At 69.4% G+C, this 25,714-nt stretch carries 25 protein-coding genes; 9 read left to right on the forward strand and 16 right to left on the reverse strand.

Translation table 11 applies throughout. The features are described from left to right. The 5 genes from ACIF83_RS12150 to acnA form a co-directional block, all read right to left on the reverse strand. Positions 1 to 3,642 (reverse strand): AAA domain-containing protein, encoded by a 3,642-nt coding sequence (locus tag ACIF83_RS12150; RefSeq protein WP_399725985.1) that lies wholly within the window; start codon positions 3,640 to 3,642, stop codon positions 1 to 3. Continuing rightward, positions 3,617 to 7,690: a hypothetical protein gene (locus tag ACIF83_RS12155; RefSeq protein ID WP_399725987.1), complete on the reverse strand. Its 4,074-nt coding sequence runs from the start codon at positions 7,688 to 7,690 to the stop codon at positions 3,617 to 3,619. The genes ACIF83_RS12150 and ACIF83_RS12155 overlap by 26 nt, the downstream gene beginning before the upstream one ends. A 3-nt stretch (positions 7,691 to 7,693) precedes the next feature. After that, positions 7,694 to 9,124 carry an esterase/lipase family protein gene (locus ACIF83_RS12160; RefSeq protein WP_393473681.1) on the reverse strand — a complete coding sequence of 477 codons (1,431 nt, stop codon included), beginning with the start codon at positions 9,122 to 9,124 and terminating at the stop codon, positions 7,694 to 7,696. 89 nt (positions 9,125 to 9,213) lie between these two features. Further along, positions 9,214 to 10,731, reverse strand: a complete 1,518-nt coding sequence (locus ACIF83_RS12165) for an ATP-binding protein (RefSeq protein ID WP_399725991.1) — start codon at positions 10,729 to 10,731, stop codon at positions 9,214 to 9,216. A 181-nt stretch (positions 10,732 to 10,912) separates the two neighbouring features. After that, positions 10,913 to 13,630: an aconitate hydratase AcnA gene (gene acnA / locus ACIF83_RS12170; RefSeq protein ID WP_399725994.1), complete on the reverse strand. Its 2,718-nt coding sequence runs from the start codon at positions 13,628 to 13,630 to the stop codon at positions 10,913 to 10,915. Between the two features lie 245 nt (positions 13,631 to 13,875). Between acnA and ACIF83_RS12175 the strand changes: the two genes are divergently transcribed. Both ACIF83_RS12175 and ACIF83_RS12180 read left to right on the forward strand, forming a co-directional pair. Continuing rightward, positions 13,876 to 14,208, forward strand: a complete 333-nt coding sequence (locus ACIF83_RS12175) for a hypothetical protein (RefSeq protein ID WP_399725997.1) — start codon at positions 13,876 to 13,878, stop codon at positions 14,206 to 14,208. A 149-nt stretch (positions 14,209 to 14,357) separates the two neighbouring features. Beyond that, positions 14,358 to 15,887, forward strand: a complete 1,530-nt coding sequence (locus tag ACIF83_RS12180) for a UDP-N-acetylglucosamine 1-carboxyvinyltransferase (protein WP_145884138.1) — start codon at positions 14,358 to 14,360, stop codon at positions 15,885 to 15,887. A 121-nt stretch (positions 15,888 to 16,008) separates the two neighbouring features. Here ACIF83_RS12180 and ACIF83_RS12185 read toward each other — a convergent pair whose 3' ends face one another. From ACIF83_RS12185 to ACIF83_RS12195, 3 genes are read right to left on the reverse strand one after another with little or no spacing between them, the layout of a single operon-like run. After that, positions 16,009 to 16,377, reverse strand: a complete 369-nt coding sequence (locus ACIF83_RS12185; protein WP_393473693.1) for a hypothetical protein — start codon at positions 16,375 to 16,377, stop codon at positions 16,009 to 16,011. After that, on the reverse strand, positions 16,374 to 17,048 hold the full coding sequence (locus ACIF83_RS12190) for a hypothetical protein (RefSeq protein WP_399726000.1): 675 nt from the start codon (positions 17,046 to 17,048) through the stop codon (positions 16,374 to 16,376). The genes ACIF83_RS12185 and ACIF83_RS12190 overlap by 4 nt, the downstream gene beginning before the upstream one ends. Continuing rightward, complete coding sequence (locus ACIF83_RS12195; RefSeq protein WP_399726003.1) at positions 17,039 to 17,614, reverse strand: RNA polymerase sigma factor; 576 nt, start codon at positions 17,612 to 17,614, stop codon at positions 17,039 to 17,041. The genes ACIF83_RS12190 and ACIF83_RS12195 overlap by 10 nt, the downstream gene beginning before the upstream one ends. Positions 17,615 to 17,769: 155 nt before the next feature. Here ACIF83_RS12195 and ACIF83_RS12200 point away from each other — a divergent pair, with 155 nt between their 5' ends. From ACIF83_RS12200 to ACIF83_RS12225, 6 genes are all read left to right on the forward strand, one after another. After that, positions 17,770 to 18,255, forward strand: a complete 486-nt coding sequence (locus tag ACIF83_RS12200; RefSeq protein ID WP_399726006.1) for an Asp23/Gls24 family envelope stress response protein — start codon at positions 17,770 to 17,772, stop codon at positions 18,253 to 18,255. 79 nt (positions 18,256 to 18,334) lie between these two features. After that, complete coding sequence (locus ACIF83_RS12205; protein ID WP_393474117.1) at positions 18,335 to 18,505, forward strand: hypothetical protein; 171 nt, start codon at positions 18,335 to 18,337, stop codon at positions 18,503 to 18,505. After that, complete coding sequence (locus ACIF83_RS12210) at positions 18,502 to 18,915, forward strand: Asp23/Gls24 family envelope stress response protein (RefSeq protein ID WP_399726009.1); 414 nt, start codon at positions 18,502 to 18,504, stop codon at positions 18,913 to 18,915. The genes ACIF83_RS12205 and ACIF83_RS12210 overlap by 4 nt, the downstream gene beginning before the upstream one ends. Before the next feature lie 52 nt (positions 18,916 to 18,967). Next, complete coding sequence (locus ACIF83_RS12215; protein WP_399726012.1) at positions 18,968 to 19,675, forward strand: DUF6286 domain-containing protein; 708 nt, start codon at positions 18,968 to 18,970, stop codon at positions 19,673 to 19,675. 30 nt (positions 19,676 to 19,705) lie between these two features. Continuing rightward, entirely contained in the window at positions 19,706 to 20,314 is a 609-nt protein-coding gene (locus ACIF83_RS12220; protein WP_399726015.1) for an alkaline shock response membrane anchor protein AmaP, read from the forward strand. 88 nt (positions 20,315 to 20,402) lie between these two features. Further along, complete coding sequence (locus tag ACIF83_RS12225) at positions 20,403 to 20,558, forward strand: DUF6131 family protein (protein ID WP_351495678.1); 156 nt, start codon at positions 20,403 to 20,405, stop codon at positions 20,556 to 20,558. 242 nt (positions 20,559 to 20,800) lie between these two features. Here the strand turns inward: ACIF83_RS12225 and ACIF83_RS12230 are convergent, their stop codons facing one another. The 8 genes from ACIF83_RS12230 to ACIF83_RS12265 are packed head-to-tail and all read right to left on the reverse strand — an operon-like array spanning position 20,801 to position 24,562. Beyond that, entirely contained in the window at positions 20,801 to 21,211 is a 411-nt protein-coding gene (locus tag ACIF83_RS12230) for a gas vesicle protein K (protein ID WP_217548036.1), read from the reverse strand. Continuing rightward, entirely contained in the window at positions 21,201 to 21,443 is a 243-nt protein-coding gene (locus tag ACIF83_RS12235) for a gas vesicle protein (protein ID WP_390772279.1), read from the reverse strand. The genes ACIF83_RS12230 and ACIF83_RS12235 overlap by 11 nt, the downstream gene beginning before the upstream one ends. Further along, positions 21,440 to 22,270, reverse strand: a complete 831-nt coding sequence (locus ACIF83_RS12240) for a GvpL/GvpF family gas vesicle protein (protein ID WP_399726019.1) — start codon at positions 22,268 to 22,270, stop codon at positions 21,440 to 21,442. Before ACIF83_RS12240 ends, ACIF83_RS12235 begins: the two co-directional genes overlap by 4 nt. After that, on the reverse strand, positions 22,263 to 22,670 hold the full coding sequence (locus ACIF83_RS12245) for a gas vesicle protein (RefSeq protein ID WP_399726022.1): 408 nt from the start codon (positions 22,668 to 22,670) through the stop codon (positions 22,263 to 22,265). Before ACIF83_RS12245 ends, ACIF83_RS12240 begins: the two co-directional genes overlap by 8 nt. Before the next feature lie 39 nt (positions 22,671 to 22,709). Beyond that, positions 22,710 to 22,952 carry a gas vesicle protein GvpG gene (locus tag ACIF83_RS12250; protein ID WP_067306907.1) on the reverse strand — a complete coding sequence of 81 codons (243 nt, stop codon included), beginning with the start codon at positions 22,950 to 22,952 and terminating at the stop codon, positions 22,710 to 22,712. A gap of 10 nt (positions 22,953 to 22,962) precedes the next feature. Further along, positions 22,963 to 23,676, reverse strand: a complete 714-nt coding sequence (locus ACIF83_RS12255) for a GvpL/GvpF family gas vesicle protein (RefSeq protein WP_399726027.1) — start codon at positions 23,674 to 23,676, stop codon at positions 22,963 to 22,965. A gap of 27 nt (positions 23,677 to 23,703) precedes the next feature. Beyond that, the gene (locus tag ACIF83_RS12260) at positions 23,704 to 24,183 is read right to left on the reverse strand and encodes a gas vesicle structural protein GvpA (protein WP_390772276.1); all 480 of its coding nucleotides are present in this window, start codon (positions 24,181 to 24,183) and stop codon (positions 23,704 to 23,706) included. Between the two features lie 28 nt (positions 24,184 to 24,211). Beyond that, positions 24,212 to 24,562: a gas vesicle protein gene (locus tag ACIF83_RS12265; RefSeq protein WP_399726304.1), complete on the reverse strand. Its 351-nt coding sequence runs from the start codon at positions 24,560 to 24,562 to the stop codon at positions 24,212 to 24,214. A gap of 262 nt (positions 24,563 to 24,824) precedes the next feature. On the opposite strand from ACIF83_RS12265, the gene ACIF83_RS12270 reads away from it, so the two are divergent. Further along, positions 24,825 to 25,712 carry a histone H1-like repetitive region-containing protein gene (locus tag ACIF83_RS12270; RefSeq protein WP_399726030.1) on the forward strand — a complete coding sequence of 296 codons (888 nt, stop codon included), beginning with the start codon at positions 24,825 to 24,827 and terminating at the stop codon, positions 25,710 to 25,712. The last annotated feature ends 2 nt before the right edge of the window (positions 25,713 to 25,714 follow it).

A 25,714-nucleotide genomic window follows, 5' to 3' on the forward strand; every position in this document is an offset into this window, starting at 1 on the left:
TCACGTCCAGTCGTCGGCGTGGACGACCTTGCCGAACCGCTTCACGGTGTCCGTCACCAGACGCCAGTCCGTTCCGCCGTACTCCGCGAAGTGCTCGAGGCTGCCGACGATGACCAGAAGATGGCGGGCCCTGGACATGAGGACATTGATCACCTCTGCCTGGCCGACGTGTCCGACGCTCTGCAAGGTGTTTCCTCGCACGGTCGAGCGGACGAGTGAGACCACCACTCGATGCGCCTCGCGGCCCTGGAAGGAGTGGACGGTGTGTACTCGGCCCCGCAGCGAACCGCGCTGGTTCAGGAGTTTGACCTGAGCGGCGTAGGGAGTGAGGACCGCGAGGCTGCCCGGTGCGTCGGACTCGGCGAGTTTCGCCGGAGCGGGTCTCATGTCGGTCACCAGCCGGTCTACCAGCTCCACCTCTCCGGGGTTGCTCCAGTACCCCTGGTCGGCGCAGTCCGGCCGCCCGGCGGTGTCGATCCAGACCAGGGGACGGCCCTCCAGGAACTCCGGCTGCAGAACCCTGTGCGGCTCGTTGGCGGTGCTGTGGGTGGTCAGGAAACTCACCGGCAGCCCCAGAGCCGGGTCCATCTCGGCGGGTTCCTTGGGATAGAAGGACCGGCTGGCCGGTTCGGCGATGGTCTCATGCATCCGGAACTGCTTCTCCAGACTTCCGAGCGGCGGGACCTGTCTGCTGTGCGGCGGCCGTGCCCGCTGGGTGCCGAACAACTCGCCGAAGAGTCCCAGCACCTTCAGATAGCTCTCGCGGGCGTCGTAATGCCGCTTCACGTCGGGGTTCCCATGTCCGGCAAGGCTGGTCAGGAAGGCCCGCACATCGCTCTCGCGGTGCGGGCCGAGCTGCCGGTGGTCTCCGATGAGCGTCCAGCGGACGCCCAGCACCAATGGCGTCACGACCTCCGTCGGCCACGCCTTCGCGGCCTCTTCCAGGAGCACCCAGTCGAAGAGGTCGGAGGGGTTCCGGACGGTGTCGGTGATGGTGGCGGCCATGGAACAGGTGGCGAGGACGAGGTTGGCGCCGGCCTTGATCCGCTCGGAGATCTCGACCTGGTCGGCCTCCACCCGCTCCAGCCACTGCTGCGCGAGTGCGGCCTCACCTGACGTGAGGGAAGGCCGCCCGGACGTGCCCGACCTCTTGCCCAGCGTGTCCTGGATGGTGCTCACGACCTTCCCCGTCAGTTCCGGCAGCGTGTGCGGGATCAGTCGTTCGTCCACCTTGTCGACACCACGCAGCTCGGAGGTCTCCCTCAGCAGGAGGATCTGGCCCTTGCCGATACCCTCGGACAGCTCCTCCGCCAAGCGGATGCCGAGGTTGTCCAGGGCGAAGTTCGACTGCGCGCTGACCAGGACTCGGGCGCCCTTCTCCAGCGTGACGTAGCGGCTGAGCGCACGGGTGGCCACCGTGGTCTTGCCGGTGCCCGGCGGGCCTTGGAGGGCGTAGAAGGGGTGCAGCGAGAGCATGTCCCTGATCACGGTGGGAGCGTTGCCCTTCAGGTCCCCGCCGTCGTCGTTGTAGCGTCCGCGGCCGAGGTCGATGGAGAGCGGCTCGCGCAAGGCCCTGATGAGACCCGGAAGGTTGCCCAGGGCATGGCGGGCGCGCGCCTGCCGGCCGAGTTGAATGTAGGACCCGGAGTCCGACGAGGGTCGAACCCATCCCGAGTCCGGAATCGACCCTCCACCGATCCTGCGCACCCTGACCGACCGGGCGTCGAGGCGTTCGAGGAACTGCAACTGGACCGGATTGCGGCCGAAGTGAGTGGTCTCCGAGAGATCCAGCTTGACGAAGTCATCCTCGTCGGAGCGGAGGTCGGCGAGGAAGTCGCCGAATTCCGGGCGGCGGCGGGGGTCCGATGCGTAGGCGGTGAGCAGGGCGTCGCGGTGCAGGCGTACGTCGTCGAGGCGTTGTTCGTAGGTCAGGACGGCCGTGCCGGTGACCGCCCCGGTCTCGGTCGCGCCCGTCCCGCGCCGTTCGACGCGGAACGGATACCTACGGGCGTTGAGCTCGATCATCTGGTAGTCGATGAGGAAGTCGAGAGCGCGCAGGAAGGCCTCGTCCTTGTCGTCCTTGGTCCGCCTGCCCGTCGAAACGGAATCGGTGAGCCTGGTCCACGAGGGACGGCCGGCCCTGTAGTGGGACAGGTCCTGGCCGGCCCGGTAGGCGACCAGGTCGATCCGTGGCAGCCGACGGCGTGGCTGGGCGTTGACGAGTTCCTGGGCGTAGTCGCGGTCACGGAGGTACTTGATGACCAAGGTGTCGTCGTACCTCCGCTGGCGGTCCTTGGACGTCGAGTCGTCGTACAGGTAGGCGCAGAACCACACCGCGCTCTCGCCGATCAGGACCCACTCGGCCTCACGCAGCTTGTCCTCACGGCCCGTGGCGTAGCCGAAGGCGCCGTTGGGCGACCTGACCAGTTCGGCCTGGCGCAGCTCCTTCTCGAAGAAGGCCTTGAGTTCCTCACGGCCGGCTGAGTCGTCAGGACTGCGGGAAATCCAGTTACGCGCCTTGTAGATCGTCTCCACCGACTCGTCGGGCATGAAGGCGACGAGGTGGGGACGGCCGGTGTCCTCCTTGTCCTCCCACACCCCGCAGACCGCCTCCCAGTCCCGTTCGATCCGGCGGGCCGTCTCGAACGAGGTGATGCGCGCTTCGGGACGTGGTTCCAGCATCTTCCTGAGCACGCGGGTCAGCGCGGCGGGGAGGTCGGACCGCTTGGACAGATACGTCCGCATCCCGCGGTGCAGATCGCCCAGGGCCTTGCTCAGCTCCGCGTCTTCGGCCTCCGCCTCGGCCACACGGGCGTACTCGTCGGGCAGGCAGCTCTTGATCGGCCCGCAGAAGAGCTCGAAGCCCAGGACACCGAGGCCGAAGACGTCGGTCGTCTCCCAGTCCCGGCGGGAGACCGGCATCACCTCGAAGAGCGAGGGATGGGTCTCGGGCGCCAGATAGGTGAGGTGCCGCGCCCGCTCGACGTGCTCCGGGGGCGTCAGATAGAGCTTCCGGATGCTTTGTTGGGCCTCGTCGGCCTGGGACTGGCTGCCCATGGAACGCAGCAGGTTGCCGATGAGCGTACTCATCTCGAAGCGTTCGAAGCCCAGAGCCATGTGCTCGGATCCCTCGGAGTGCCCCGTTCTGACCCTGAGGGCGCCGAGGGTCAGATTGCGGTGCATGATGCCCGAGCCGTGCAGCTGGCTGAGCGCGTCGACGAGTACGCTGAACTGTTCGAAGGCGGCGATCCGATGTTGTTGCGCCCACTCGACGGCACGGTCGATGTTCAGCGGCCGGCCGTTCGCCTGAGTCATGGTGAAGGCGATCGACTCCGTCGCGTCGAAGCTGCCGTCGGTGATCTGCGGCAGGGCCGGATGATTGAGTGCCTGGAGCCGCAGCAGACTGCGGACTTCGTGCTCCCACAGTTCGCCGGCGAATCCGTGGATGCCGTCGAACAGCGACATCTCGAAGGTCTCATACGCGTCGCCCGGAGTCTGCATCTGCACACGCATCAGCCGGTTCTCGAGCACGACCTCCGGTGCGGAGATCCTCTCGTACGGGCCGTAGGAGGCACCCGGACGACAGAAAAGCCGGTCCACCATCTTGGCGTACCACTCACTGCCCTTGCGCGGTCCGGACATCTCGGCCCCCTTCCGTCCGTCCTGTGAGCAACCAGGACTCCATGCGTACGACGAGCACGCCCTCGTCGGTTCCGATCGCGAGCCGGCCGTCGCCGAGCGAGGCAAGGCTGAAGCATCTGGTGTCGAGCGAGAGGGTGTAGAGCGGTGTCCGGTCGACGGGCTCGGCAGGGCCGGCCGGAGTGGCGGGGCCGGTGGGGTCGGCGGGGTCCCAGAATCGCACCGTGCAGTCACGGCCGTCTGCGCAGGAGACGACGAGGTTGCGTCCGTCGGCGGTCGTGAATGCGACGACGTCGGTCACCCAGTCCTGATGTGCCCGCAGCGGTGTGCCGTACCGTCGCCCCGTCGCTTCGACGGTCAGTTCGAACGTCTCGCTCCTGCCGTAGGAGGCGCACAGCGCCAGCCCGTCCGGGCCCGTCAGCCGGGACGTCCGCTGAGCGGGCGGCGGCCCGGCCGGGCCCTGGTCCGCCGGGGTTGCGACGCGCTCGCCGGTGAGCGCGTCGTACGCCGCGAGGGTGCCCCGGTGGCTCTCGGCGAGCAGCAGGGTACGACCGCCTTCTGCGCTGACCGTCGTCAGCCGCACGATCCGCTCCGCGTGCGGATCGGTGGCGGCTGGGGCCTCCTGGTCGCCCGCCGTGTGCCGGGGGTGCGGGTGCCAGACACTGACCGTGCCGTCGGCGGTGCTCGTGGCCAGCAGCGTGTCCCCGCTCGGATCCTCGAAGGCGACGATGGCAAGACCTTGGTGGTCGGGGTCGTTGGAGTGGGCGTCCTCCTTCTCCGCCCGGCTTGCCGCTCCCTCCGCCGTCTCCCCGGTCAGCGCGTCCCAGACACGTACGGCACCGTCCTGTGTCACGGCGGCCAGCAGGGGGCGGTTGCCGTCGACCGAAGCGAGGACGGCCAGTGCGTGAACCGGGCCGTCCGAAACGAACGCTGCCGCCCTGTCGCCGGTGACGGGATCCCAGACCTCTATCCCGCCGTCGTCCCATCCACCGGCCACGAGTGCTCCCCCGCCGTCGGGCCGTTCGAAGGCCACGACGGCGCGTGCCGTCGCCCCGGCCCGTCGCACCGCGTCGCCGCGACGGCGGCTGGCGACCGTGTCCCAGACCTGTATGCCGTTGTCCGCCACGCTCGCCAGCAACATGGATCCGGTGCCGTCGGTGAAGGTGGTGAGTGCCCAGACCGGTGCGCCGTCCTGGCTCCGGAGGCATCTTTGCCTCATGTGTCCGGTCAGCGGGTCCAGGAAGCGAATCGCCCCTCCGTACTCCCCGATCGCCACCTCGGGTTCCTGCAGCGGGACAGCGTCCGGGAGGTTGTCACCACCGCTCCTCGGCGCCAGATAGCCGTGCAACGCATGCGGCCACATGCCGCTCTCCACCTTGCGACGGAGCTTCGGCCGTTCCGAGGAGAGGTCCCAGATCCGAACGCATTTGTCGTGTCCCGACGTGGCCACCAGTGCCCTGCCGGGCAGCGCGGTCACCGTCGTCACCGGGCCTGTGGCTAAGGAAGCGGCGGTGGTCGCCGCGTACTCGCAGGAGGGATCCCAGACGTGGAGGTTCCCGTCGTCGTCGACACCTGCAAGTCGCGTGCTTCCATCCGCCCCGGTGACGGCCGCGAGGGAGCGGACCGGCGCCGCGTGGCGGGCAAGGGTGAGCCGGGACGGGCGGGGCCGCAACCGGGCCCAGCACACCTGCCAGCCGGCGCTCTCCGCGCCGGGATGCCGTTCTTCGACAGGCGCGACCCCCGCTGCGCGCGTCGTGCCAAGCTGCCGCAGCCCCACTCGATCGGCCGGTCCGCCACGGCGCAGCAAATAGGCGGCGTCGAGCACGCCGAGGACGCTCGACGGCAACCGGTCCGACATACCCACTGCCCGCAGGACGTCGGTGGCCATGGCCGGAACGGACAACCGGTCGAGCACCGCGGGACACTCGGCGAGCGCGACCCATCCCGCTGTGCCGACGGCGGCGGCATGACCCGACAGATGCCGTGCCAGATAGGGGTTCAGAGGCTGACCGGGGTCCTCGTCCGCCAGGCGCACCAGCGCCACGGTGATGCGCCGCGCCCGCTCGCTCACGTCATCGGTGGCGATTTGCGTGAAATACTCCGCGAAGGTGCGGTGGGCCAGTCTGTGGACGCTCTGTCCGTCCTCTCCGTCGAGCATGATGTAGGGCGCCGCAACTTCGAGGACCTCGTCGATGTCCTGCGCGCCGATCGAGTCGTCAGGCCCGCTTCCGAGCGCGGTGGCGGCAGTGGCCCAGATGCGGTCCGCCCGGGGAAGACCCCTGCCCTGGGCGTGTGCGAGGGCCTCCAGCAGTTGTGGTGAACTGGGGTGTTGTGCGGCCAGCCGGCGAAGTGTGGTCGTGAAGAGGGTGCGGTGGTCTCCCAGCAGCAATTCGGCGAGTTCACGCACTCGTTCGGCGAGGAGCAGGCCCGGGTCGGCGAGGATCTCGTGCACGGCGAGGGTCGCGTACAGGAAGTCCCGGTCCGCCGTGGCGTCTCCGTCACCGACGATCAGCACGGCGGCACGCCGCACCGCGTCCTGGAAGTTCTCCTGCGATTCGGGAAAATCAGCTCTCGCCCGCTCCAGACTCCGCGTGACGAAATCGGTCAGTGCCTGCGGGTCACGCCGCAATCGGTGCACCTGGACGTGGTCCTCGGCGATGCCCAGGGCGTCAAGGAGATCCTCGTCGGCGCGTGGGAAGGACCCGACGCGCTCGGTGGACGAGGCGCGCGTACCCACCAGGATGCGGATGCCCGGCAGTGTGCCGAGTTCGCGGAGGAGCCGTGCGATCAGGGGCGGTTCGTGCGCCTCGTCGAGGGCGTCCACGAGAAGGGTGTAGGTACGGTCCCCGTCAGGACGCGATCGCAGGGCCTGAATCAGGGCGTTGGAGCGTTCGGCTGGGTACAGGATGTCCGGGGGCAGCTCGACGTCGAACACCTTGGAGAGCCGCGCGGTGATGTCATGCGTGGTCGCCCCGGCCAGGTGGATCGTGGCGTCGAACGTCGGCAGGTCCAAGCTTTTCTCGTCCTCCCCGTCCGTGAGGTGCGCCCTGGACAGCAGCGGCAGCAGTTCGACGAACCGCGTGTGGGCGTGCAACAGGAGGTTGCCGAGCAGGGCGGACTTCCCGCAGCCCGCCCGCCCTGTGACGACCAGGACACCGGAGTGGTGACCGGAGAGCCATGCGGCGATGGCGGTTCGGTCTGCCCCGCGCCCGGCGAAGCACCAGGCGAGTTCTCCGAATTCCGAGCCGAGCCCCTTGCGTGCGAAGTGGGTGCGTTCCTCCTCGGAGAGCGACTGAAGCGCCTCGCGCAGCCGGGCATGGTTCTCCACTGACGTGGTGACCGCGAGCGGGGTGCGGCGGCGCAGTGGGGGGAGGCCTCCCAGGTTCTGTGAGGACACGTAGAACGTCTGAGCATCGTCCAGGTGCTTGGCAAGTCCGGAGACGGTGATGACCGTGTCGTGATCGCCGTAGACGTGGGTGAGGATGTGCTCGAGTGTGCGCCGGAACGTGCCGAGATGCCCGCTGCCCTCGTCCCGCCCCGACCCGACGAGCAGGAGACCCTTGCTCAGACCCGCCTGAGTGATCGGACCGAGCGCAGCCTCCACGAAGCGCGCGGCGCCGCACGCCTCGACGACGACGATGTCCCACAGGCGGTCGTAGGACCGCAGTCGGCGGGCGTCCTTGACGTGCTCGGCGAAGGCAGCGGGTGAGAACTCGCTGTCGTCCGTCCCGGAGGAGTGCCCCCTGATGAACAGCACGGCCTCTTGGCCGTTCGATGTGCCATGCCCGATCCACAGGAGGACACCGTTGCGGACGGGTTCGGGCTGGGCCCACCCCTTGAGCCGCATGTCGACCCGCGCGAGGTCGCGCTCTTCGGGCTCGACGTCCCAGGTGACCGGGGTGCCGCCGAGCTGGGTGAGGAGCGCACCGATCTCCCGGGCTTCCGCCTCAGCGTCAAAGTTCTCCTGCCGAAGGTAGTCACCGAGCGCCACGGAATAGACGTCGAAGCCTTCCCCGTCCGGCGCCTCCTCCGAGTATGCATCCCCCCACACGAGTCAGCCGCCGATGTCCGGATCCTCGGAGCTGGCCATCACAAGGCTGGTGACCGGTTCGGCCCCTCCGGAGACCTTGACGCGGTACAGGCCGGGTGCACGCAGCCGGCACCGGGCCCGCAACGCGCCCGAGGCATCGCGGCGTGGGGGCAACGAAGGTGCGGTGACGACGCGATCGGCGTCACTGGTGTCCTGCACCTGGCAGGTCAGCCGACGCGGATCGTCCTCGCCGGTCACGACGATCTCGAAGTCCTCATCCACGCCGACCAGATCGGGGACCTGCAGCCCGGTCTCGCCGTGCCCGAGCCGCTGTCCCAGCTCTTCGGGACGACGCAGCCCGTTCAGCAGGGCGCGCGATCGGTCGATCACGCTCCCGCAGGTGGCCAGCGCGCCATGCTGTTGAGCGTACGCACCGCCTTCCGCGACGCCGTAGGCATGCCCCGCGTAGCGGTAGACAGTGCCGTCACCCGCGCAGTCGTCCTTGAGTGGCCGCCCGATCTCGTCACGCCGTACCTCGCCGTCCTCGTGGCGTCGGAAGACGTACGACTGAGGAGTGACCGCCCCGTCCGCGAGTCGCATGCTCTGCATGGTGTCCTGGGCTATGCCGACGATCATCACGTGCTCCGGCAGACGCGCGCTGCGCAGTGCCGATGAACGGCTGAAGGATCGCTCGGCCAGCTCGCGGTCCCCGCCGAAGGCCACCACGTCGGATGGAGTCAGCACAGTCATGTCGTCGTCGGTCTCGAGGCATCGGTACGTCGGCAACAGGTCGTGCAGCCCCGGGAGCGTACGGGCGAGATCCCGCAACTGCCGGTGGGGAAGGGGGACGGGGGCGCCTCGGCCGGAGTTGAGGATCGCAGCGGCTTTGACGGCGCCGTGGAACGGGGTTCCGATCGTGAGCGAGGCTCGGACGCGATCGGCCGCCCCGGGGATCTGAACCATCTCCCGTACGAGGAGTCCGCCCATGGAGTGGGCGATGAGCACGACCTCAGCGGGTCGGCCTTCGGCGTCACCACGGCGAGCCTGCTGATAGGCGGGGTGCGCGGTCCAGGCCTTGAGATGCGAGTCGACGGCATCGGCAAGCCGACGGGCGTTGTACTCGACGGGCAGCCGCCAGTCGTAGGGGAACTCCAGGATGGCCGCCGGGTCGGCCACGGCGGGGGCCAGACCCTGTACCAGACGCGTATACGGCTCCAGGCCGCCCAGAATGGGTGACCATGAGGCGAACTTGAGCAGGCGCCGCGCCTTGACCCTGCCGAGTCGTCCGGCCCGTTCGGCCTCCGTGACGGCCAGTGCCGCCATTCCGTCCTTGTGATGCCAGCGCGCCGCATAGGCGAGCGCCGTCTTCATCCCCCACAGGACACGACCCGTTTCGGCTTCTACGAGTTCACTGCCCATGATCCCCGGAATGATCACCACGGCATCGTGCGTCACGGCCCTGGAGACACCCGGCGCATTGACTGGATCTAAATGCTGCACAAGCACAGAGCGTACGGTGAAACGTGGCCGTCATGTGGGCGTTCTCAGCTCTTTGAAGGTTCGGAGGAAGCTGACGGCGAATGGGACACCGGATTCAGTCCGGAGAGGACCACGGGCGGTGAAACGGCGTCCGAGGCCGCCGGCACGTCGACCGTGAACTCCGTGCGCCCGGGCACGCTCGTCACGTCGATCCGGCCCTGGTGGGCCCCCACGATCGCCGCCGCGACGGCCAGCCCCAGACCAGCACCCCCCTGCGCCCCGGGGCCCCGGGAGCGTGAGGTGTCGGCCCTGGTGAAGCGTTCGAAGACGGTCGGCAGGAGGTCGGGCGGTATTCCGGGGCCGTCGTCGCGGACACGGATGAGGTGGCGGCCTGCGGTGGATTCGACGGTGGCGGTGACGGTCGTACCGGGCGGGGTGTGCGTGCGCGCGTTGGCCAGCAGGTGGGCCACCACCTGGTGCAGCCGGGCCGCGTCCCCGGTGACCGAAGCCGGGGTGTCCGGTCGCAGTTCGAGGCGCCAGAAGTGATCGGCGCCGGCCGCCCGGGCGTCCCACACGGCCTCGGCGACCACGGCGGCGAGGTCCACCTCGGCGGTCTGCAGCGGGCGTCCCTCGTCGAGGCGGGCGAGCAGCAGCAGGTCCTCGACCAGGTCCGTCATGCGGGCCGACTCGGTGAGGACGCTGCGCCAGGCGAGGTCGGGGGCGACGCGGTTCATCAGCTCCGCGTACCCGGCGATGGAGGTGAGCGGGGTGCGCAGTTCGTGGCTGGCGTCGGCGACGAAGCGGCGCATGCGTTCCTCGCCGCGCCGGCGTTCGGCGAGCGAGGCCTCTACGTGGTCGATCATCCGGTTGAGGGCCGCGCCGACCTGGCCGGCCTCGCTGCCGGGGTCGGTGTCGCGTGCGGGCACCCGGGGCAGCGCGGTGACCTGTCCGTGGCCGAGCGGGACCCGGGTGACCTCGACGGCGGTGGCGGCGACCCGGTCGAGCGGGCGCAGCTGCCTGCGGATGACGATCGCGCAGACGCCGCCGGCGAGCGCGAGTCCGGCGGCCCCGACGATCGCCTCGATCTCGACCAGCCGGCCGAGCGTGGCCCGGACGTCGTCCATGGGCAGGCCGGTGAGGACGCGGATGCCGCTCGCGTCGAGGGCGGTGACGCGGTAGGTGCCGAGTCCGGGCACCGTCCGGGTGTGCACCGAGCCGTCGGCCCGGATGCCGGTGAGGCCGGCGCGCTGGGCGGAGGTGAGCGTGCGCGGGGCCGCGTCCCGGGTGACGACCGCGGCGGAGACGAGGTGCCCGGCGGCATCCAGCCGGGCGGCGAGCAGCCCCTCGGTGTGGCCGCCCTCGTGGAGGAAGGCGAGGTCGGCGGGGAGTTCGGGGTGGAGTGCGGCCCCGTCCACGCTGCGTTCGGCGGCGGCGTTCACCCGGTCGTCCAGGGTGCCCATGAGATAGGCGCGCTGGGCGAGGACGGTGGTGAGGGCGAGCGCGGCGCACACGCCCACGAGGGTGACGGTGACGAGGACCAGCAGGCGTGTGCGCAGCGAGCGGGCCCACGGGCGGCGGCTCATGTACCGATCCTGTCCCGGTCCGCTGGGGGAAGCCTGTGTTCCGTCTGAGGATGGGTGATGACCTTCGTGATGACCTTCGTGATGACCTTCGTGATGGCCTTCGCCGTACCCGGATCGGACACGGCGAAGGGCCGCACCCCCGTCACCGGGGATGCGGCCCTGTACCGCCGTGCGCTGCCGCTTACTTGCGGATCAGGTTGCGCAGCACGTACTGCATGATGCCGCCGTTGCGGTAGTAGTCGGCCTCACCGGGGGTGTCGATGCGGACGACCGCGTCGAACTCGACGCCCGTGTCGGTGGTGACCTTGACCGTGCGCGGGGTGGTGCCGTTGTTCAGCTCCTCGACGCCGGTGAAGGAGAAGGTCTCCTCGCCGGTCAGGCCGAGGGACTCGGCGGAGGCGCCCTCCGGGAACTGCAGCGGCAGGACGCCCATGCCGATGAGGTTCGAGCGGTGGATGCGCTCGTACGACTCGGCGATGACGGCCTTGACGCCGAGCAGCGCGGTGCCCTTGGCGGCCCAGTCGCGGGACGAGCCGGAGCCGTACTCCTTGCCGGCCAGGACGACCAGCGGGATGCCCTGCTCGATGTAGTTGCGGGAGGCGTCGTAGATGAACGACACCGGGCCGTCGGCCTGGGTGAAGTCGCGGGTGTAGCCGCCCTCGGTGCCCGGCGCGATCTGGTTGCGCAGGCGGATGTTGGCGAACGTACCGCGGATCATGACCTCGTGGTTGCCTCGGCGGGAGCCGTAGGAGTTGAAGTCACGACGCTCGACACCGTGCTCGGTCAGGTACTTGCCCGCCGGGGTGTCGGCCTTGATGGCGCCGGCCGGGGAGATGTGGTCGGTGGTGACCGAGTCGCCCAGCTTGGCGAGCACGCGGGCACCGGCGATGTCGGTGACCGGGGCCGGCTCCATGCCCATGCCCTCGAAGTACGGGGGCTTGCGGACGTAGGTCGACTGGGCGTCCCACTCGAAGGTGTTGCCGGTCGGGACCGGGAGGGACTGCCACTGGGCGTCGCCCGCGAAGACGTCCTGGTAGGACTTGTTGAACATGTCCTCGCCGATGGCGTTGGCCACGACGTCGTTGACCTCGGCCTCGGTCGGCCAGATGTCGGCCAGGTAGACCGGGTTGCCGTCCTGGTCGGTGCCGAGGGCGTCCTTGGTGATGTCCACCTTCATGGAGCCCGCGAGAGCGTACGCGACGACCAGCGGCGGGGAGGCCAGGTAGTTCATCTTGACGTCGGGGTTGATACGGCCCTCGAAGTTCCGGTTGCCGGAGAGGACCGAGGTGACCGCGAGGTCGTGGTCGTTGACGGCCTTGGAGACCTCCTCCGGCAGCGGGCCGGAGTTGCCGATGCAGGTGGTGCAGCCGTAGCCGACGAGGTTGAAGCCGACCTTGTCGAGGTACGGGGTGAGGCCCGCCTTGTCGAAGTAGTCGGTGACGACCTTCGAGCCCGGGGCGAGGGTGGTCTTGACCCACGGCTTGCGGGTCAGGCCCTTCTCGACCGCCTTCTTGGCCACCAGGGCGGCGGCGACCATGACGTACGGGTTCGAGGTGTTGGTGCAGGAGGTGATGGCCGCGACCGTCACCGCACCGTGGTCGATCGTGTAGGTCGTTCCGTCGGGGGCGGTGACCTGGACCGGGTTGGACGGCGCGCCGTTCGGGTGGATGGCCGGGGCGTCGGAGGCCGGGAAGGACTCCTGGCCCGCCTCGTCCACGGTGTCGACGTAGTTGCGGACGTCCTGCGTGAACTGCTGGGCGGCGTTGGCGAGGACGATGCGGTCCTGCGGGCGCTTCGGGCCGGCGATCGACGGGACGACCGTCGACAGGTCCAGCTCCAGCTTCTCGGAGAAGTCCGGCTCGGCCTGCGGGTCCAGCCAGAGGCCCTGCTCCTTGGCGTAGGCCTCGACGAGCGCGACCTGCTGGTCGCTGCGGCCGGTCAGACGCAGGTACTTCAGGGTCTCGTCGTCGATCGGGAAGATCGCGGCGGTGGAGCCGAACTCCGGCGACATGTTGCCGATGGTGGCGCGGTTCGCGAGGGAGGTGGCGGCGACGCCCTCGCCGTAGAACTCGACGAACTTGCCGACGACGCCGTGCTTGCGCAGCATCTCGGTGATGGTGAGTACGAGGTCCGTGGCGGTGGTGCCGGTGGGCAGCTCACCGGTCAGCTTGAAGCCGACGACGCGCGGGATGAGCATGGAGACCGGCTGGCCGAGCATCGCGGCCTCGGCCTCGATGCCGCCGACGCCCCAGCCCAGCACACCGAGGCCGTTGACCATCGTGGTGTGCGAGTCGGTGCCGACCAGGGTGTCCGGGTAGGCCTGCCCGCCTCGGACCATGACCGTGCGAGCCAGGTGCTCGATGTTGACCTGGTGGACGATGCCGGTGCCCGGCGGGACGACCTTGAACTCGTCGAAGGCGGTCTGGCCCCAGCGCAGGAACTGGTAGCGCTCCTTGTTGCGGCCGTACTCCAGCTCGACGTTCTGCTTGAAGGCGTCGTTCGTGCCGAACTTGTCGGCGATGACGGAGTGGTCGATGACCAGCTCGGCCGGCGCCAGCGGGTTGATCTTCGCCGGGTCGCCGCCCAGCTCCTTCACGGCCTCACGCATGGTCGCGAGGTCCACGACACAGGGAACGCCGGTGAAGTCCTGCATGATCACGCGGGCCGGCGTGAACTGGATCTCCTGCGAGGGCTGGGCCTGCGAGTCCCAGCCGCCGAGGGCGCGGATGTGGTCGGCGGTGATGTTCGCGCCGTCCTCCGTGCGGAGCAGGTTCTCCAGCAGGACCTTGAGGCTGTACGGCAGGCGAGCGGAGCCCTCCACCTTGTCCAGCCGGAAGATCTCGTACGACTCGTCGCCCACCTGCAGCGTGCTGCGGGCGTCGAAGCTGTTCGCCGACACGACAGTCTCCTTCATTGATGTGCGCGTACCACCGCAATCCTGCCGCCACACTGATCCGGCCGATCCGCTAAGGTAAGGCTAAGTTAGGTAACCCTTACCAGGGTGGTGGCTGCGGTGCGCCTCGGCAGATATCTCGATGTCGAGATAACTCTAGTACATGGGGGCTGGCTGGTCATGTCCGGCCGGGCCCGGCCCTGCCGTTTTTCGGTGGCGTCGACCACAGAACGACAGGCGAAGATCGCTACATGCCACTCGATACCGCACTGATCGGCCGCTGGGACAGCTCCCCCTTCGACTACGGAGTGATGGAGGCGTCGGAGCTGGCGTTCCTCGACGACGGGCGGGGCACCGGCACGCTGGCCAACGCTCTGGGCGAGGACGTCACGGAGTTCGCGTGGCACTGCCCGGAACCGGGGGTACTGGAGGTGCGTGACGAGTACGGCGGCGTCGAGCGGGTCCGTTACACCGTCGCACCCGCCGTACCGGTGTACGCGACGGACCCCGTGCCGGCGGTCCGCTTCGAGCCGGCACTGTTCTTCGCCCGGGAGTACGCGAGGATTTGTGCTGCATCCGTGTGATTGCGAGGGAAACCAGGACAGGGGATGAGTACCGGGCGAATCCCCCACATCATCCCACACCACCCGCATCTCCGCTGGTCACTGACGTCCCATCACCCGAATGGACCCCCCAACAGGCGCCATCTCATATCTGAGATAACCTCAACCTCATGGCAGACGACTACCTCGTACGCATCGGCAAGCTCATCCGTGATGCCCGGCAACACCGTGGCTGGACACAGACGCAGCTCGCGGAGGCGCTCGGCACCAGCCAGAGCGCGGTCAACCGCATCGAGCGCGGGAACCAGAACATCAGCCTTGAGATGATCGCCCGCATCGGTGAGGCCCTCGACAGCGAGATCGTGTCCCTGGGCTATGCGGGTCCGATGCACCTGCGCGTGGTCGGCGGCCGTCGGCTCTCCGGCGCCATCGACGTGAAGACCAGCAAGAACGCGTGCGTCGCCCTACTGTGCGCCTCGCTGCTCAACAAGGGGCGCACGGTGCTGCGCCGGGTGGCCCGGATCGAGGAGGTGTACCGCCTGCTGGAGGTGCTCAACTCCATCGGCGTGCGCACCCGCTGGATCAACGACGGGGTCGACCTGGAACTGGTGCCGCCGGCCGAGCTGGAGATGGCGGCGATCGACGCGGAGGCTGCCGTACGCACCCGCTCGATCATCATGTTCCTGGGCCCGTTGCTGCACCGCATGGACGCCTTCAAGCTGCCGTACGCCGGTGGTTGCGACCTCGGCACCCGGACCATCGAGCCGCACATGATCGCGCTGCGCCGGTTCGGTCTGGACATCGCGGCCACCGAGGGCCAGTACCACGCGCAGGTCGACCGCACGGTCCGCCCCGACCGCCCGATCGTGCTGACCGAGCGCGGCGACACCGTGACCGAGAACGCGCTGCTGGCCGCCGCCCGGCACGACGGCGTGACGGTCATCCGCAACGCCTCCTCCAACTACATGGTCCAGGACCTCTGCTTCTTCCTGGAGGCGCTGGGCGTCAAGGTCGAGGGCATCGGCACCACCACGCTCACCGTCCACGGTGTGCCGAACATCGACGTCGACGTCGACTACTCGCCCTCCGAGGACCCGGTCGAGGCGATGAGCCTGCTGGCCGCCGCGGTCGTCACGGAGTCGGAACTGACCGTCCGCCGCGTCCCCATCGAGTTCCTGGAGATCGAGCTGGCGGTCCTGGAGGAGATGGGCCTCGACCACGACCGCAGCCCCGAGTACTTCGCGGACAACGGCCGTACGCGCCTGGTGGACCTCACCGTCCGCCCCTCCAAGCTCGAGGCGCCCATCGACAAGATCCACCCCATGCCCTTCCCGGGCCTGAACATCGACAACGTCCCCTTCTTCGCGGCCATCGCAGCGGTCGCGCAGGGCCAGACGCTGATCCACGACTGGGTCTACGACAACCGCGCGATCTACCTGACCGACCTCAACCGCCTCGGCGGCCGTCTGCAGTTGCTGGACCCGCACCGGGTCCTGGTCGAGGGCCCGACCCGCTGGCGCGCCGCGGAGATGATGTGCCCGCCGGCCCTGCGCCCCGCCGTGGTCGTCCTGCTGGCGATGATGGCGGCCGAGGGCACGTCGGTCCTGCGCAACGTGTATGTCATCAACCGGGGTTACGAGGACCTCGCGGAGCGCCTGAACTCGATCGGGGCGCAGATCGAGATCTTCCGGGACATTTGATTCATGCTCCCGGGGCGGCTGCCGCACACGAGTACCGTCGGCGCTGCCCTCCTCCAGCGAAGCGAGCACGCCCGCCGTGGCCGGAGCAAGCTTCCACACGTGGGGCCGGCGCCCACGGCGCTCATGCCGCGTCGTACCGAGTGGCGATGCGGGTCACGGTGACCGTGACGGTGACCGGCTCCGGGGCGGCGAGGTGGGAGATGACGGCGGTCCGCACCCGGTCGTGCACGTTACGGGCGACGTCCAGCGCCCGTCGGCCCTCAGCGAGGGCGCAGCGCACTTCGATGTGCCATCCCGAGCCGTCCGGCGCCCGGTCGGCGCGGACGCCTGCCTCGGGCTGCGTGCGGTGAGATGTGGTGTGCGTCCCGGTGGGCGCGGTGGCTGCCGCGAGGCGGTGGGCGAGTCGGGGCTGTAGGCCGGTCACGCCGGGAACCGCGAGGGCTGCCTCGGCCGCGACGCCGAGGAGCGTGGTCGGGCCGACGGTGGTCATGACGCACCACCACCGGTCCGGAGTCCGGCGCCGGGGTGCGGCGGCCACGGCTCCAGTACGTCGACCACGGCGATGTCGACGGCCGTCGCAGCCAGACCCAGGTCCTGACCGGCCGAGCGAAGGACCGATCGGCGTACCTGATGAACGCGCTCGGGCAGCGGACGGTCGAGGGCGGCGGCCAGGGTCATGGTCACCCGAACGTCGGTGCCCTCGCCCGCAGATGTGAGCCGGCAGGTCGCCGCCCTCGCACCGGGGACCGTGTCCGCGGCCTGCCTCAGTACCTTCGCCGCGGCGCTCTCGGCGATCCGCAGGTCCCGGTCCGGGTCGGCCAGGGGCAGCAACCGCCCGAGCCGTACCTCTGCCCTGACGATGTTCATGACGCGGTCGGCGAGTGCGTGGAGGCCGGAAGCGTCCTCGGCCCACAGCGCCCGGGTAACTGCGTTCACGGTGGCCAGTCCCTCGACGGCCTCGCGGCAGTGAGGACAGGACACGGTGTGCGGATCCGCGGCCGGCGCCTCGTCCTGGGTCTGTTCCCAGACCCGGCTGAGGAGGCGGCCGCAGGGCAGCACCTCGTCCCCCGGGAACGGCACGTCGGCGGCGGCCGATCCGGTGCGGGGGCCGTCGGCTCCGGGCGGTTCGGGAGGCCGCGTGTGCGGGTCGTCTAGCGCCATGGGCCCATCGCCTCCTGCAGGGATCGGCGTGCCCGGAACAGTCTGCCGCGCACCGTCGGCTCGCTGGTCCGCGTCACGTGGGCTATCTCCTTGTAGGGCAGGCCCTGCACCTCCCTCAGGATCCAGCAGATCCGCTGCCCGGCGTCCAGCTCGGCGAGCGCGCGGGTCAGGGCGGCGGTGGCCGCGTCCTGCTCGGCGGACCGGTCGGGCTGGCTCCACGCGTCGCCCGCCACGGGTTCGACGACGGTGTTCAGGGAGAGGGGCGGCAGCCGGCGCCGGCGCATGGTCAGGCAGCGGTTGACGGTGATCCGGTACATCCAGGTACGGAACTCCGCGCCGTGGCGGTATTCCGGCAGTCGCCGCCAGGCGCTGACGAAGGCGTCCTGGACAGCGTCCTCGGCGTCCTGGGGGTTGCCGAGCATGCAACGGGCCAGGCTCAGGAGGGACCGGCTGTGCCGTCGGACGAGAACGGCGAAGGAGTCCTCGTCACCCTCGGCCGCCCGTACGGCCAGCAGTCCGTCCGGCAGGTCGCATTCAGGCCGTGGCGAAGCAGTGCGTTCGATCATGACAACTCCCGCACAGGGCTCGCTGAGCGTTTACCCCTTCACCGGAATGTGATGCACATCACATGTGATGAGAGTGAGAAGTACGCCGCCACGTGTGTCCAACCTTTCGACGGCACCACGCAGGTGTCTCCCACTGACCGATCGAGGCGACCGCCATGACGGACAACATCACCAGCGTCGGCGGGGGCGGTCGGTCCGATGCGGGCGTGAGCGCGCTGAAGGGCCGCACCGGGGCCGGGACTCCGGCCGAGACACGAGGGAAGACCACCATCGCGGACGGGGTGGTGGCCAAGATCGCGGGCATGGCCGCCCGCGAGGTACCGGGGATCCACAGCCTGGGAGCGGGGATGGCCCGCGCCTTCGGCGCCATGCGGGAACGCGTCCCCGGCGGCGGCGGAGGCGTCACGCGCGGAGTGAAGGTCGAGGTCGGCGAGCGGGAGGCCGCAGTGGACCTGGATGTCGTCGTCGAGTACGGCGTCTCCATCGTCGACGTCGCCGGCGGTGTACGCACCAACGTGATCAGCGCCGTGGAGCGGATGACGGGACTGGAGGTCGTCGAGGTGAACATCGTTGTCGACGACGTCCACCTCCCCGACGACGAGGAGGGGCAGACCGAACCGGACGAGGGCCGTGTGCGGTGACCGCTGCCGTGACCACCGTCGTGCCCTCGGGCATGAGCGGTGATCACGACGAAAGGACGCTCGCGAGACGGGTGAGTGCATGATGAACACAGCGACGACGGGCCTCGCGGCCGGCATGGCCCTGGGCTTCGCCGGTTACTTCGGCGGCTTCTGGGCATTCCTGCTCGTTCTCGTCCTGGGGACGGCGGGACTGATCGTCGGCCTCGCCGTGCAGGGCGACCTCGACCTCCGTGCACGGAGGCAGCGGTGAACACCGGGTCCGGTTCCCCGCCCCTCGGCGAAGAGTCCGGCCCACCGGCGCGGGCCGCCTGCCTGCCGTCCCCGGCCGAGCGGGGCGCCACCGTCATACCGGACAGGGTGGTCGCCCGTATCGCCGCCCAAGCTGCCCGCACGGCCCAGTCCCGGCGCGCCGCCATACCGCCCGACCGGAACGGACCGGCGGCGCCCGCCGCCTCCGCGGTCACCCGTACCGGATCGGTGCGCCTGCACCTGACCATGGACCTGCCCTACCCCGCCGACATCCCCCAGGTCTGCGAGCGGATACGGCAAGACGTCGCCGAACGGGTGGTTCAGCTGACCGGTTTGGAGGTAGGAGAGGTCACGCTCACCGTCCGGCGGCTGGTGACCGCCGCCGGCGCGAACCGGGGACGGGTCCGGTGAGCCGCCCCGCGTCCGGTGCCGCCGGTCACGCCACGCAAGAAGGAGGACCGGAATGACATCCGACCCGGCCCCTCCCGCCCGCAACTCCGCGCCATCCGCGCGCCCTGCCACGGTGCCGCTGACGAAGGAGCCCGAGGAGCCGAGGGAGCCGACACAGCCCGGTCCGCCCGAACACGACGCGCCCCCACCGAACCTGACGGCGGGTGAGCCCGACAGAGGGCACCGGACCTACCGGCCGTGGTCCGCGCGCCGCCTTCCGGCCGCGCTGGTCGCCTCGCTGATTCTCGTGGCGGCAGGCGCAGCACTGATCGACGTCGTCGCCGTACGGGCGGGACGCCCTGCGGCAGCCTGGCGCCGGCACCTGGCCGACGAACTGGCCACACGCCCCATGAACGACGTGTGGATGCTCACGGGAGCCGCTGTGGCGGCCGCCGTCGGCGTCTGGTTGATCGTGCTGGCCCTCACTCCTGGCCTACGCCACTGGCTCCCCCTGCGCTCCCCCGCGCCCGGGCTGCGGGCCTCCCTGGACCGAGACGGCGCCGCCGATCTGATACGCGACGCCGCCATGCGGGTACCCGGGGTCAGTAGGGCTCGCGTCCGGGTGCGCCGCCACCGCGTCAAAGCCCGCGCGGACGTCCGCTTCCGCGAACCCCGCCAGGTGAAGGACGACCTCACCGCCGTCCTCGACGACGAGCGCGACCAACTCGCCCTCGCCCGTCCTCCCCGCATTGTCGTACGGGTACGGCGACGCGCCGACTGACCGAAACCCCCCTGGACCGGAGCCCGCACCATGACGCCGCAACCCGTGGTCAACCGCAGTCTGCTGGCCCTCGCCGGGCTGGTACTGCTCGGCGGCGGTCTGCTGATCCTCTTCGCCGGGCTCGACATCTACCGGCGACACGATCTGGTGCCGCCCGTCGGCTGGCCCCTGACCACCCCGGACGACGTCCTGTTCGGCTCCGCCGACCGGGCCCGCTGGAGCAGCCAGGGCTGGTGGTGGTGGCCCGCGGTCATCGCCACCCTCACCCTCATCGCCCTGCTCGCCCTGTGGTGGCTGCTCGCCCAACTGCGCCGACGCCGCCCCGGAGCACTGCCCGTCGGCGGCACACCCCCGCAGGAAGGCATCGAACTCCGCGACCGCGCGCTCAGCGACGCGATCGCCGCCGAAGCCGGTGCCCTGCCGGGCGTGGAGCACACGGCCGTACTCATCACCGGCCGCCCTGCCCACCACCTGACCCGCGTCGCACTCACTCTCACCCCTCAGGCGTCCCCCGGCGCCGTCCTCGATGCCCTGCGCGAGGGCCCGCTCCGAACCGCCCGTCGGTCCACCGGCACCCCTGGCATGCCCACCGAGGTCCGCCTGCAGGTCGCAGGCCACAAACCGCACCGCGCGGAGTAAGGAGGAAACCGACCATCCCCGTGCCCACCGCCCTTGCGCTCTCTCGCAGTTCACAGGGACACCGGCACCACTCCCCAAGGGAGAGACCATGATCATCCTCGGCATCATTCTGCTCGTCGTCGGCTTCCTCACCGGGATATCCATCCTGTGGACCATCGGGATCATCCTGCTGGTCGTCGGAGCCATCCTGTGGATCCTCGGCGCGATGGGACATGCCGTCGCCGGTCGACGCCACTACTGGTGATCGCCCCACGTGCCCGCGCGCCTGCCCCGATGGCAAGGGGCGGCAGGAAGTCCCACACGGCCTACGGAGCGGGTAGCCGGGGGTACCCCTCCGACCTGCTGTGCAGCGCCCGACTCGGCTTCGGTCGGCTCAGGCGCTGTCTCGTTCTCGGCCCTCGACGGTCACCGAGTGAACTGTGGCACCTCCACCTCTGCGCCCTCGTTCCACCGCACGGACAGCGGTATTGCCGCGTTGCCGGGGGTTCAGTCGGAGGGCGGAAGCAGTGTGCCCAGCGGCCCGAGGTCGAGGTTGAGGTCCTCCATGGTCAGTCCGTACTGGGCGCACAGATCGCTCATGCGGTCGTGGAGGAGCATGAGTGTCGCTCCCAGGCGTTCTTCCTGTTCGTCGGTGAGGTCTCCTTGGTCGACGCGGTGCAGGGCCTGTCGTTCCATGAGCTGGCGCAGCAGTTCCACGAGGGTGAGGACGAGCCTGAGGAGGTCCCGTTCGACGGTGTCACGGTCGGAGCTGATCCGTCGAGCCGGGGAACGTGGGCCCTTGCCGGCCGGCGGGTCCAGGTCGCGTGGGGCGGCGGGCAGCAGCCGGAAGGCGCGTGCGGCGGCCTCCGCGACCTCGTCGGCGCGGCACGGCGGCCGGCTCTCACCCTCAGCTGTCATGGTCGCCGCCTCGCAGCGGGCTGGTGCTCGTCCATGGCGAGGGGTTCTGCTCGCTGACGGAAACGATCAGGGCACGCAGTGAGACGCGTACCAGATCGATGTCCGCGATGGACAGCACGACGTCACCGGTGAGGACGACCCCACCGGTCAGCAGCCGGTCCAGCAGATCGATCAGAGCGACCTGACGCTGAGGCAGGCGCTCCGCTTGCGGTGGCGGGCTGGGCGTGCTCACGGGGGTGCTCCCTCCGCGGTACCGCCGGACTCACCGGGTGGCATGGCGAAGGAGTACGGAGCCCAGGGGCCGGTGGCCTCGACCCGTACCCCGTCCAGCCCGTCGGCGGCGCGCGTCACGTCGGCCAGGAAGTCGTCGCAACGGATCAGGGGCACAAGGTACGCGTCATTGACGACGTTCTCGCCGGCACCGGGGGCGCTGCCGGCGGCTTCGGCGAGAAAACCCTGTTGCACGCGGTGCCGGACCCGGTCGGAGGCGTGCTCCCGGCCCGCGGCCTCCACCCGCTCGGCGGCCTTCTGCGCCGCCTGGTACACGGTGTCGCGCACACTCTGCTGCTGCCGGCGGTTCCGCAGATAGGCGCGCCCAGGGGTCAGGTCTGCCGCGGGAACGGCCGGGGCCGCGGGGACCGCGGACGGCTCGACATAGATCTTGACCCCCCATTCGACCTGTTCGGAGAGCCGGGCCAGGCGCTCGGCGAACACGGTCCGCCCGGCTTCCAGGACCTCCCGGGCCCGCTGGTCGTCGAGGTAGACGGTTGCCAGGCGCAGGGGAAGGACGGTGGTGCGCTCGGCCAGGGCCTCTATGACGCCGTGGTGGGCTCGGGCCACCGCCTCCAGCCATTCCAGGTCCTCGAGATGCTGCTTGAGAGCGTCCTCCCCGAAGTCCTGCGCCGGCACATGACTCACCACGAGCCCCAGCTGATCGTCGCCGGTGTCGGTGACGAGACCGACCGGGGCGTCGGCGACGCCCCGGAGCGGAGCGGCCGCCTCCTGCAGCCCCTCGGCGGCGCCCACCACCGCATACGCGTACGTCAGCAGGTCACTCATCGCGAGCACTTCCCCGGCGACGGCCGCCCGTGACCCGGGGCGCTTCCTCCTCCATGGGGAGGGCCTTGCCCTGGCGGAGAGCATCGATCTCGGCCCGCAACCGGCGGTTCTCCTCGGCCAGTGACCGTTCACCGCGGGCCCGGGAGGAGAGCGCGGGATCGTGCTCCCACCAGTCGATGCCCATTTCCTTCGCCTTGTCGACGGAGGCGACCAGGAGGCGCAGTTTTATGGTCAACAGCTCGATGTCGAGAAGGTTGATCTGTATGTCGCCCGCGATGACGATGCCCTTGTCGAGTACCCGTTCAAGGATGTCGGCGAGATTGGCGGAGGAGCCCTGCCCGTAGGGCGGCGCCGCTCGGGACGGGTAGGAACCAAGCCTGTTGGCCAGGGGTTCAGTCACGGTTGCGGCCTCGAATTCCCTCGTACCGGATCAGGAGTGTCAGCCCTGCCGGTAGGCACGGATCTCCTCCAGCCGGTCGAGCAGTTCGTCCTCGCGCTGGTCGAACGTCTCCTCGTCGATGTCCCCCGCGACGAGGAGACGCTCGAGCTCGGCGAGTTCTCGGTGCACCGGTGCGGGGTCGTAGTACTGGTTCTCGGCTTCCTCCCGGACCCGCTCCACGACCCATACGACGCCCCGCACGGGGGCCAGGGGGAGGGTGACGAGCTGGGTGAACAGGCCCATGAGAACTCCTTCAGACGAAGCTGTAGGGGGGCAGGGGGCCGTTGAGCCGGAAGTCGACGTCGTCGCCCATCTGATGGGCGACGCTCAACTCCGTGGTGAGGAAAGCCTCTTCCTGGTCCCCGGTCACCAGGAACGACACGTTGAGGAAGTCCGAACCCGTCGGCTGGGATGATTCAAGCGTCCGGGCGAAGGGCCGCAGTGCTTCGACCACACCCGCCGCCAGCGCCTCTTGCCGTGCCTGTACCTCCTGGGCGACCAGCTCACCGAGTCGCAGCGATGCGTCGGGGGCAGCGGTGCCGCCACGGATCTCGTCATTGAGTTCTCGTGCCACGTCCGACTCCCGCAGGATCTGCCGCAGCAGCGCGTCCTCGTCCTGCGACGCCTTGAGGTGGTACTCGCTGCACCCCTCCAGTGCCTGAAGCCGGTCCGTATAGTCCGAGGCATTCTGCTCCAGGGCCACCAGGACGGCCTCGTCGTTCTCGGCGATGAGACCGAACCGCATGGGGAGCACGGTGCCGTCGGCCATGAGGCGCTCCTGTACCTCCTGGTGCGCGATGACGTCGCGACGCTTGGGGCGCAGATCCTCTGGCGCGTCGCTGACCACAGCACACAGTGGTCCGGCCGTCACTGTCCGCAGGCCCGCCGGGGGTTCACCTACACCGTTGAGACCGTCGAGGCGGAGCGGATGCTGCTTGCCGGTGATGGAGTAGATGTATACGGCCATGGCTCATTCCTTCTCGCGCGGCGAGCCTCATTCGCGCTCACGTCGGGAGGCGCGCCGAACCGGCCGCCGTCGCCTCTCCACGGGTTCCCTTTCCTTGCCCTCGTCTTCTTCCTCGGGCTCTTCTTCGGCTTCCTCGGCGTCGTCACGGCCGGTGATCCCCTTGAGGGAATCGGTGACCGCCTCCGCCGCGCCGGAGAGGGCCCCCTTGGATTTGCCTTTGGCACCGCTCTCGACCGTATCTCCGACGATGTCGGTCAACTGGGCGGGCGCCTTCCTCCCGGATTCGAGGTCAAGGCGGTTGCACGCCTCGGCGAAGCGCAAATAGGTGTCGACGCTGGCCACGACGATGCGAGCGTCGATCTTGAGGATTTCGATCCCCACCAACGACACGCGGACGAACACGTCGATGACAAGCCCGCGGTCAAGAATGAGTTCCAGAACGTCGTAGAGGCTGCTGGTCCCGCCACCGCGAGCGACACCGCCTCCACTTTGCGGCACCACTGTCATGGCGCCTCCCTTCACCGGCTGTGCCGCCTCAGCCCCGCCGGTCGATTTGGCCACGCGTATAGCGGCGCTTCCGTTCGTAACCCACCAGATCGCCTTCCTCGTCGAGCGTCACTCGATAGGTGGCCATCACGCTGGTGGTTTCGGGGACGCGCTCCAATTCGAGTACCTCGACATCGGCTTCCCAACCGGTTTCGGTCGGTTTCACTGCCGAGACGGACTCGGGGGCACGGCCGAGCAACTCCTGAAGTTGTCCGACGGCGGAGCGTATGGCCCAGCCGGCGTTGCCCTTGCCGGAGCGGCGACGGGAACCACTCGTGCCGTCCCCGTCGGAGCCGCGGCTCCGACCGCTGGATCGCCTTCGGGGTTCTGGTGCGGCCATGGTCTCTCCGGTGGTCGGAGCGGGCGCGCGGGCGCCATATTCCACCCACTAACCCTATAATTTCATCATATAGGGACACATATCGCCCTAGCGTGGACGACTTCGCGGCGACCTGCCCGGTGGTTGCATGGTGTGTCTGTGACACAGCGGGCTGTGAGGCACGGTGCGTGCGATCCGCCTTCTGTCTCCATCGCGGGTTCGGGACCGGGACGTTGGTCCGGACGCGGGCGTTTTCATCTGCCCTTTCGGAAGGGAATCGCTCATGAACGACACGACCAAGGTCGGCCTCGCCGCCGCCGTCGCGGCGGGCTATGTGCTCGGACGCACGAAGAAGGCGCGCCTTGCCTTCACCATCGCAACTTACCTTGCCGGCCGCCGCTTTGGGCTCGACCCTCAGCAGCTGCTGACGACCGGACTCCGCAAGATCGGTGATGTTCCAGGGGTCGCCGAGTTGAACGAGCAGGTGCGCGGCGAACTGCTGGGCGCCGGCCGCCAAGCCCTGGCAGCCGCTGCCGATCGGCGCCTCGCCGACCTCGCCGACTCGCTCCACGAGCGGACGCTGCGCATTGGCCAGGAAAAGGACGAGGCCGAAGAGGACGAAGACGAGTACGAAGAGGACGAGGAGGAAGAAGAGGGAGAGGAGGAAGAGCCGGAGGACGAACTGGAGGAAGAGCCCGAAGAGGAAGAGCCCGAGGAGGAGGAACCCGAAGAGGAAGAGCCCGAGGAAGAGGCCGAGGAAGAGGCCGAGGAAGAGGCCGAGGAAGAGGCCGAGGAGGAACCGCCGGCGCCACAGCGTCGCCATCGGCGGACGGGAACCGCGGCGCGGAAGCGCCCGGCCGAACCCGCTTCCCGTAAGGCGGCCGCCAAGAAGGCTGCTCCTGGAAGGAAGGCGGCCCGGGCGAAGAAGACCGCAGCGCGCAGGCCCCCCGCCAAGAAGGCGGCGGCGGCGGCGAAGAAGACTGCGAAGAAGTCTCCGCCTCCCGCCAAGAAGGCTGCTGCGAAGAGGCCCACTGCCAAGAAGGCTGCTGCGAAGAGGCCCACTGCCAAGAAGACTTCGACGAAGAGGGCGGCCGCGAAGAAGGCCCCCGCCAGGAAGACGGCCCCGGCGCGGAAGACCGCTGCCAAGAAGACGACCGCGCGGCGGAGGTAGAT

It is taken from the genome of Streptomyces sp. NPDC085866, assembly GCF_044541035.1.
Taxonomy (GTDB): domain Bacteria; phylum Actinomycetota; class Actinomycetes; order Streptomycetales; family Streptomycetaceae; genus Streptomyces.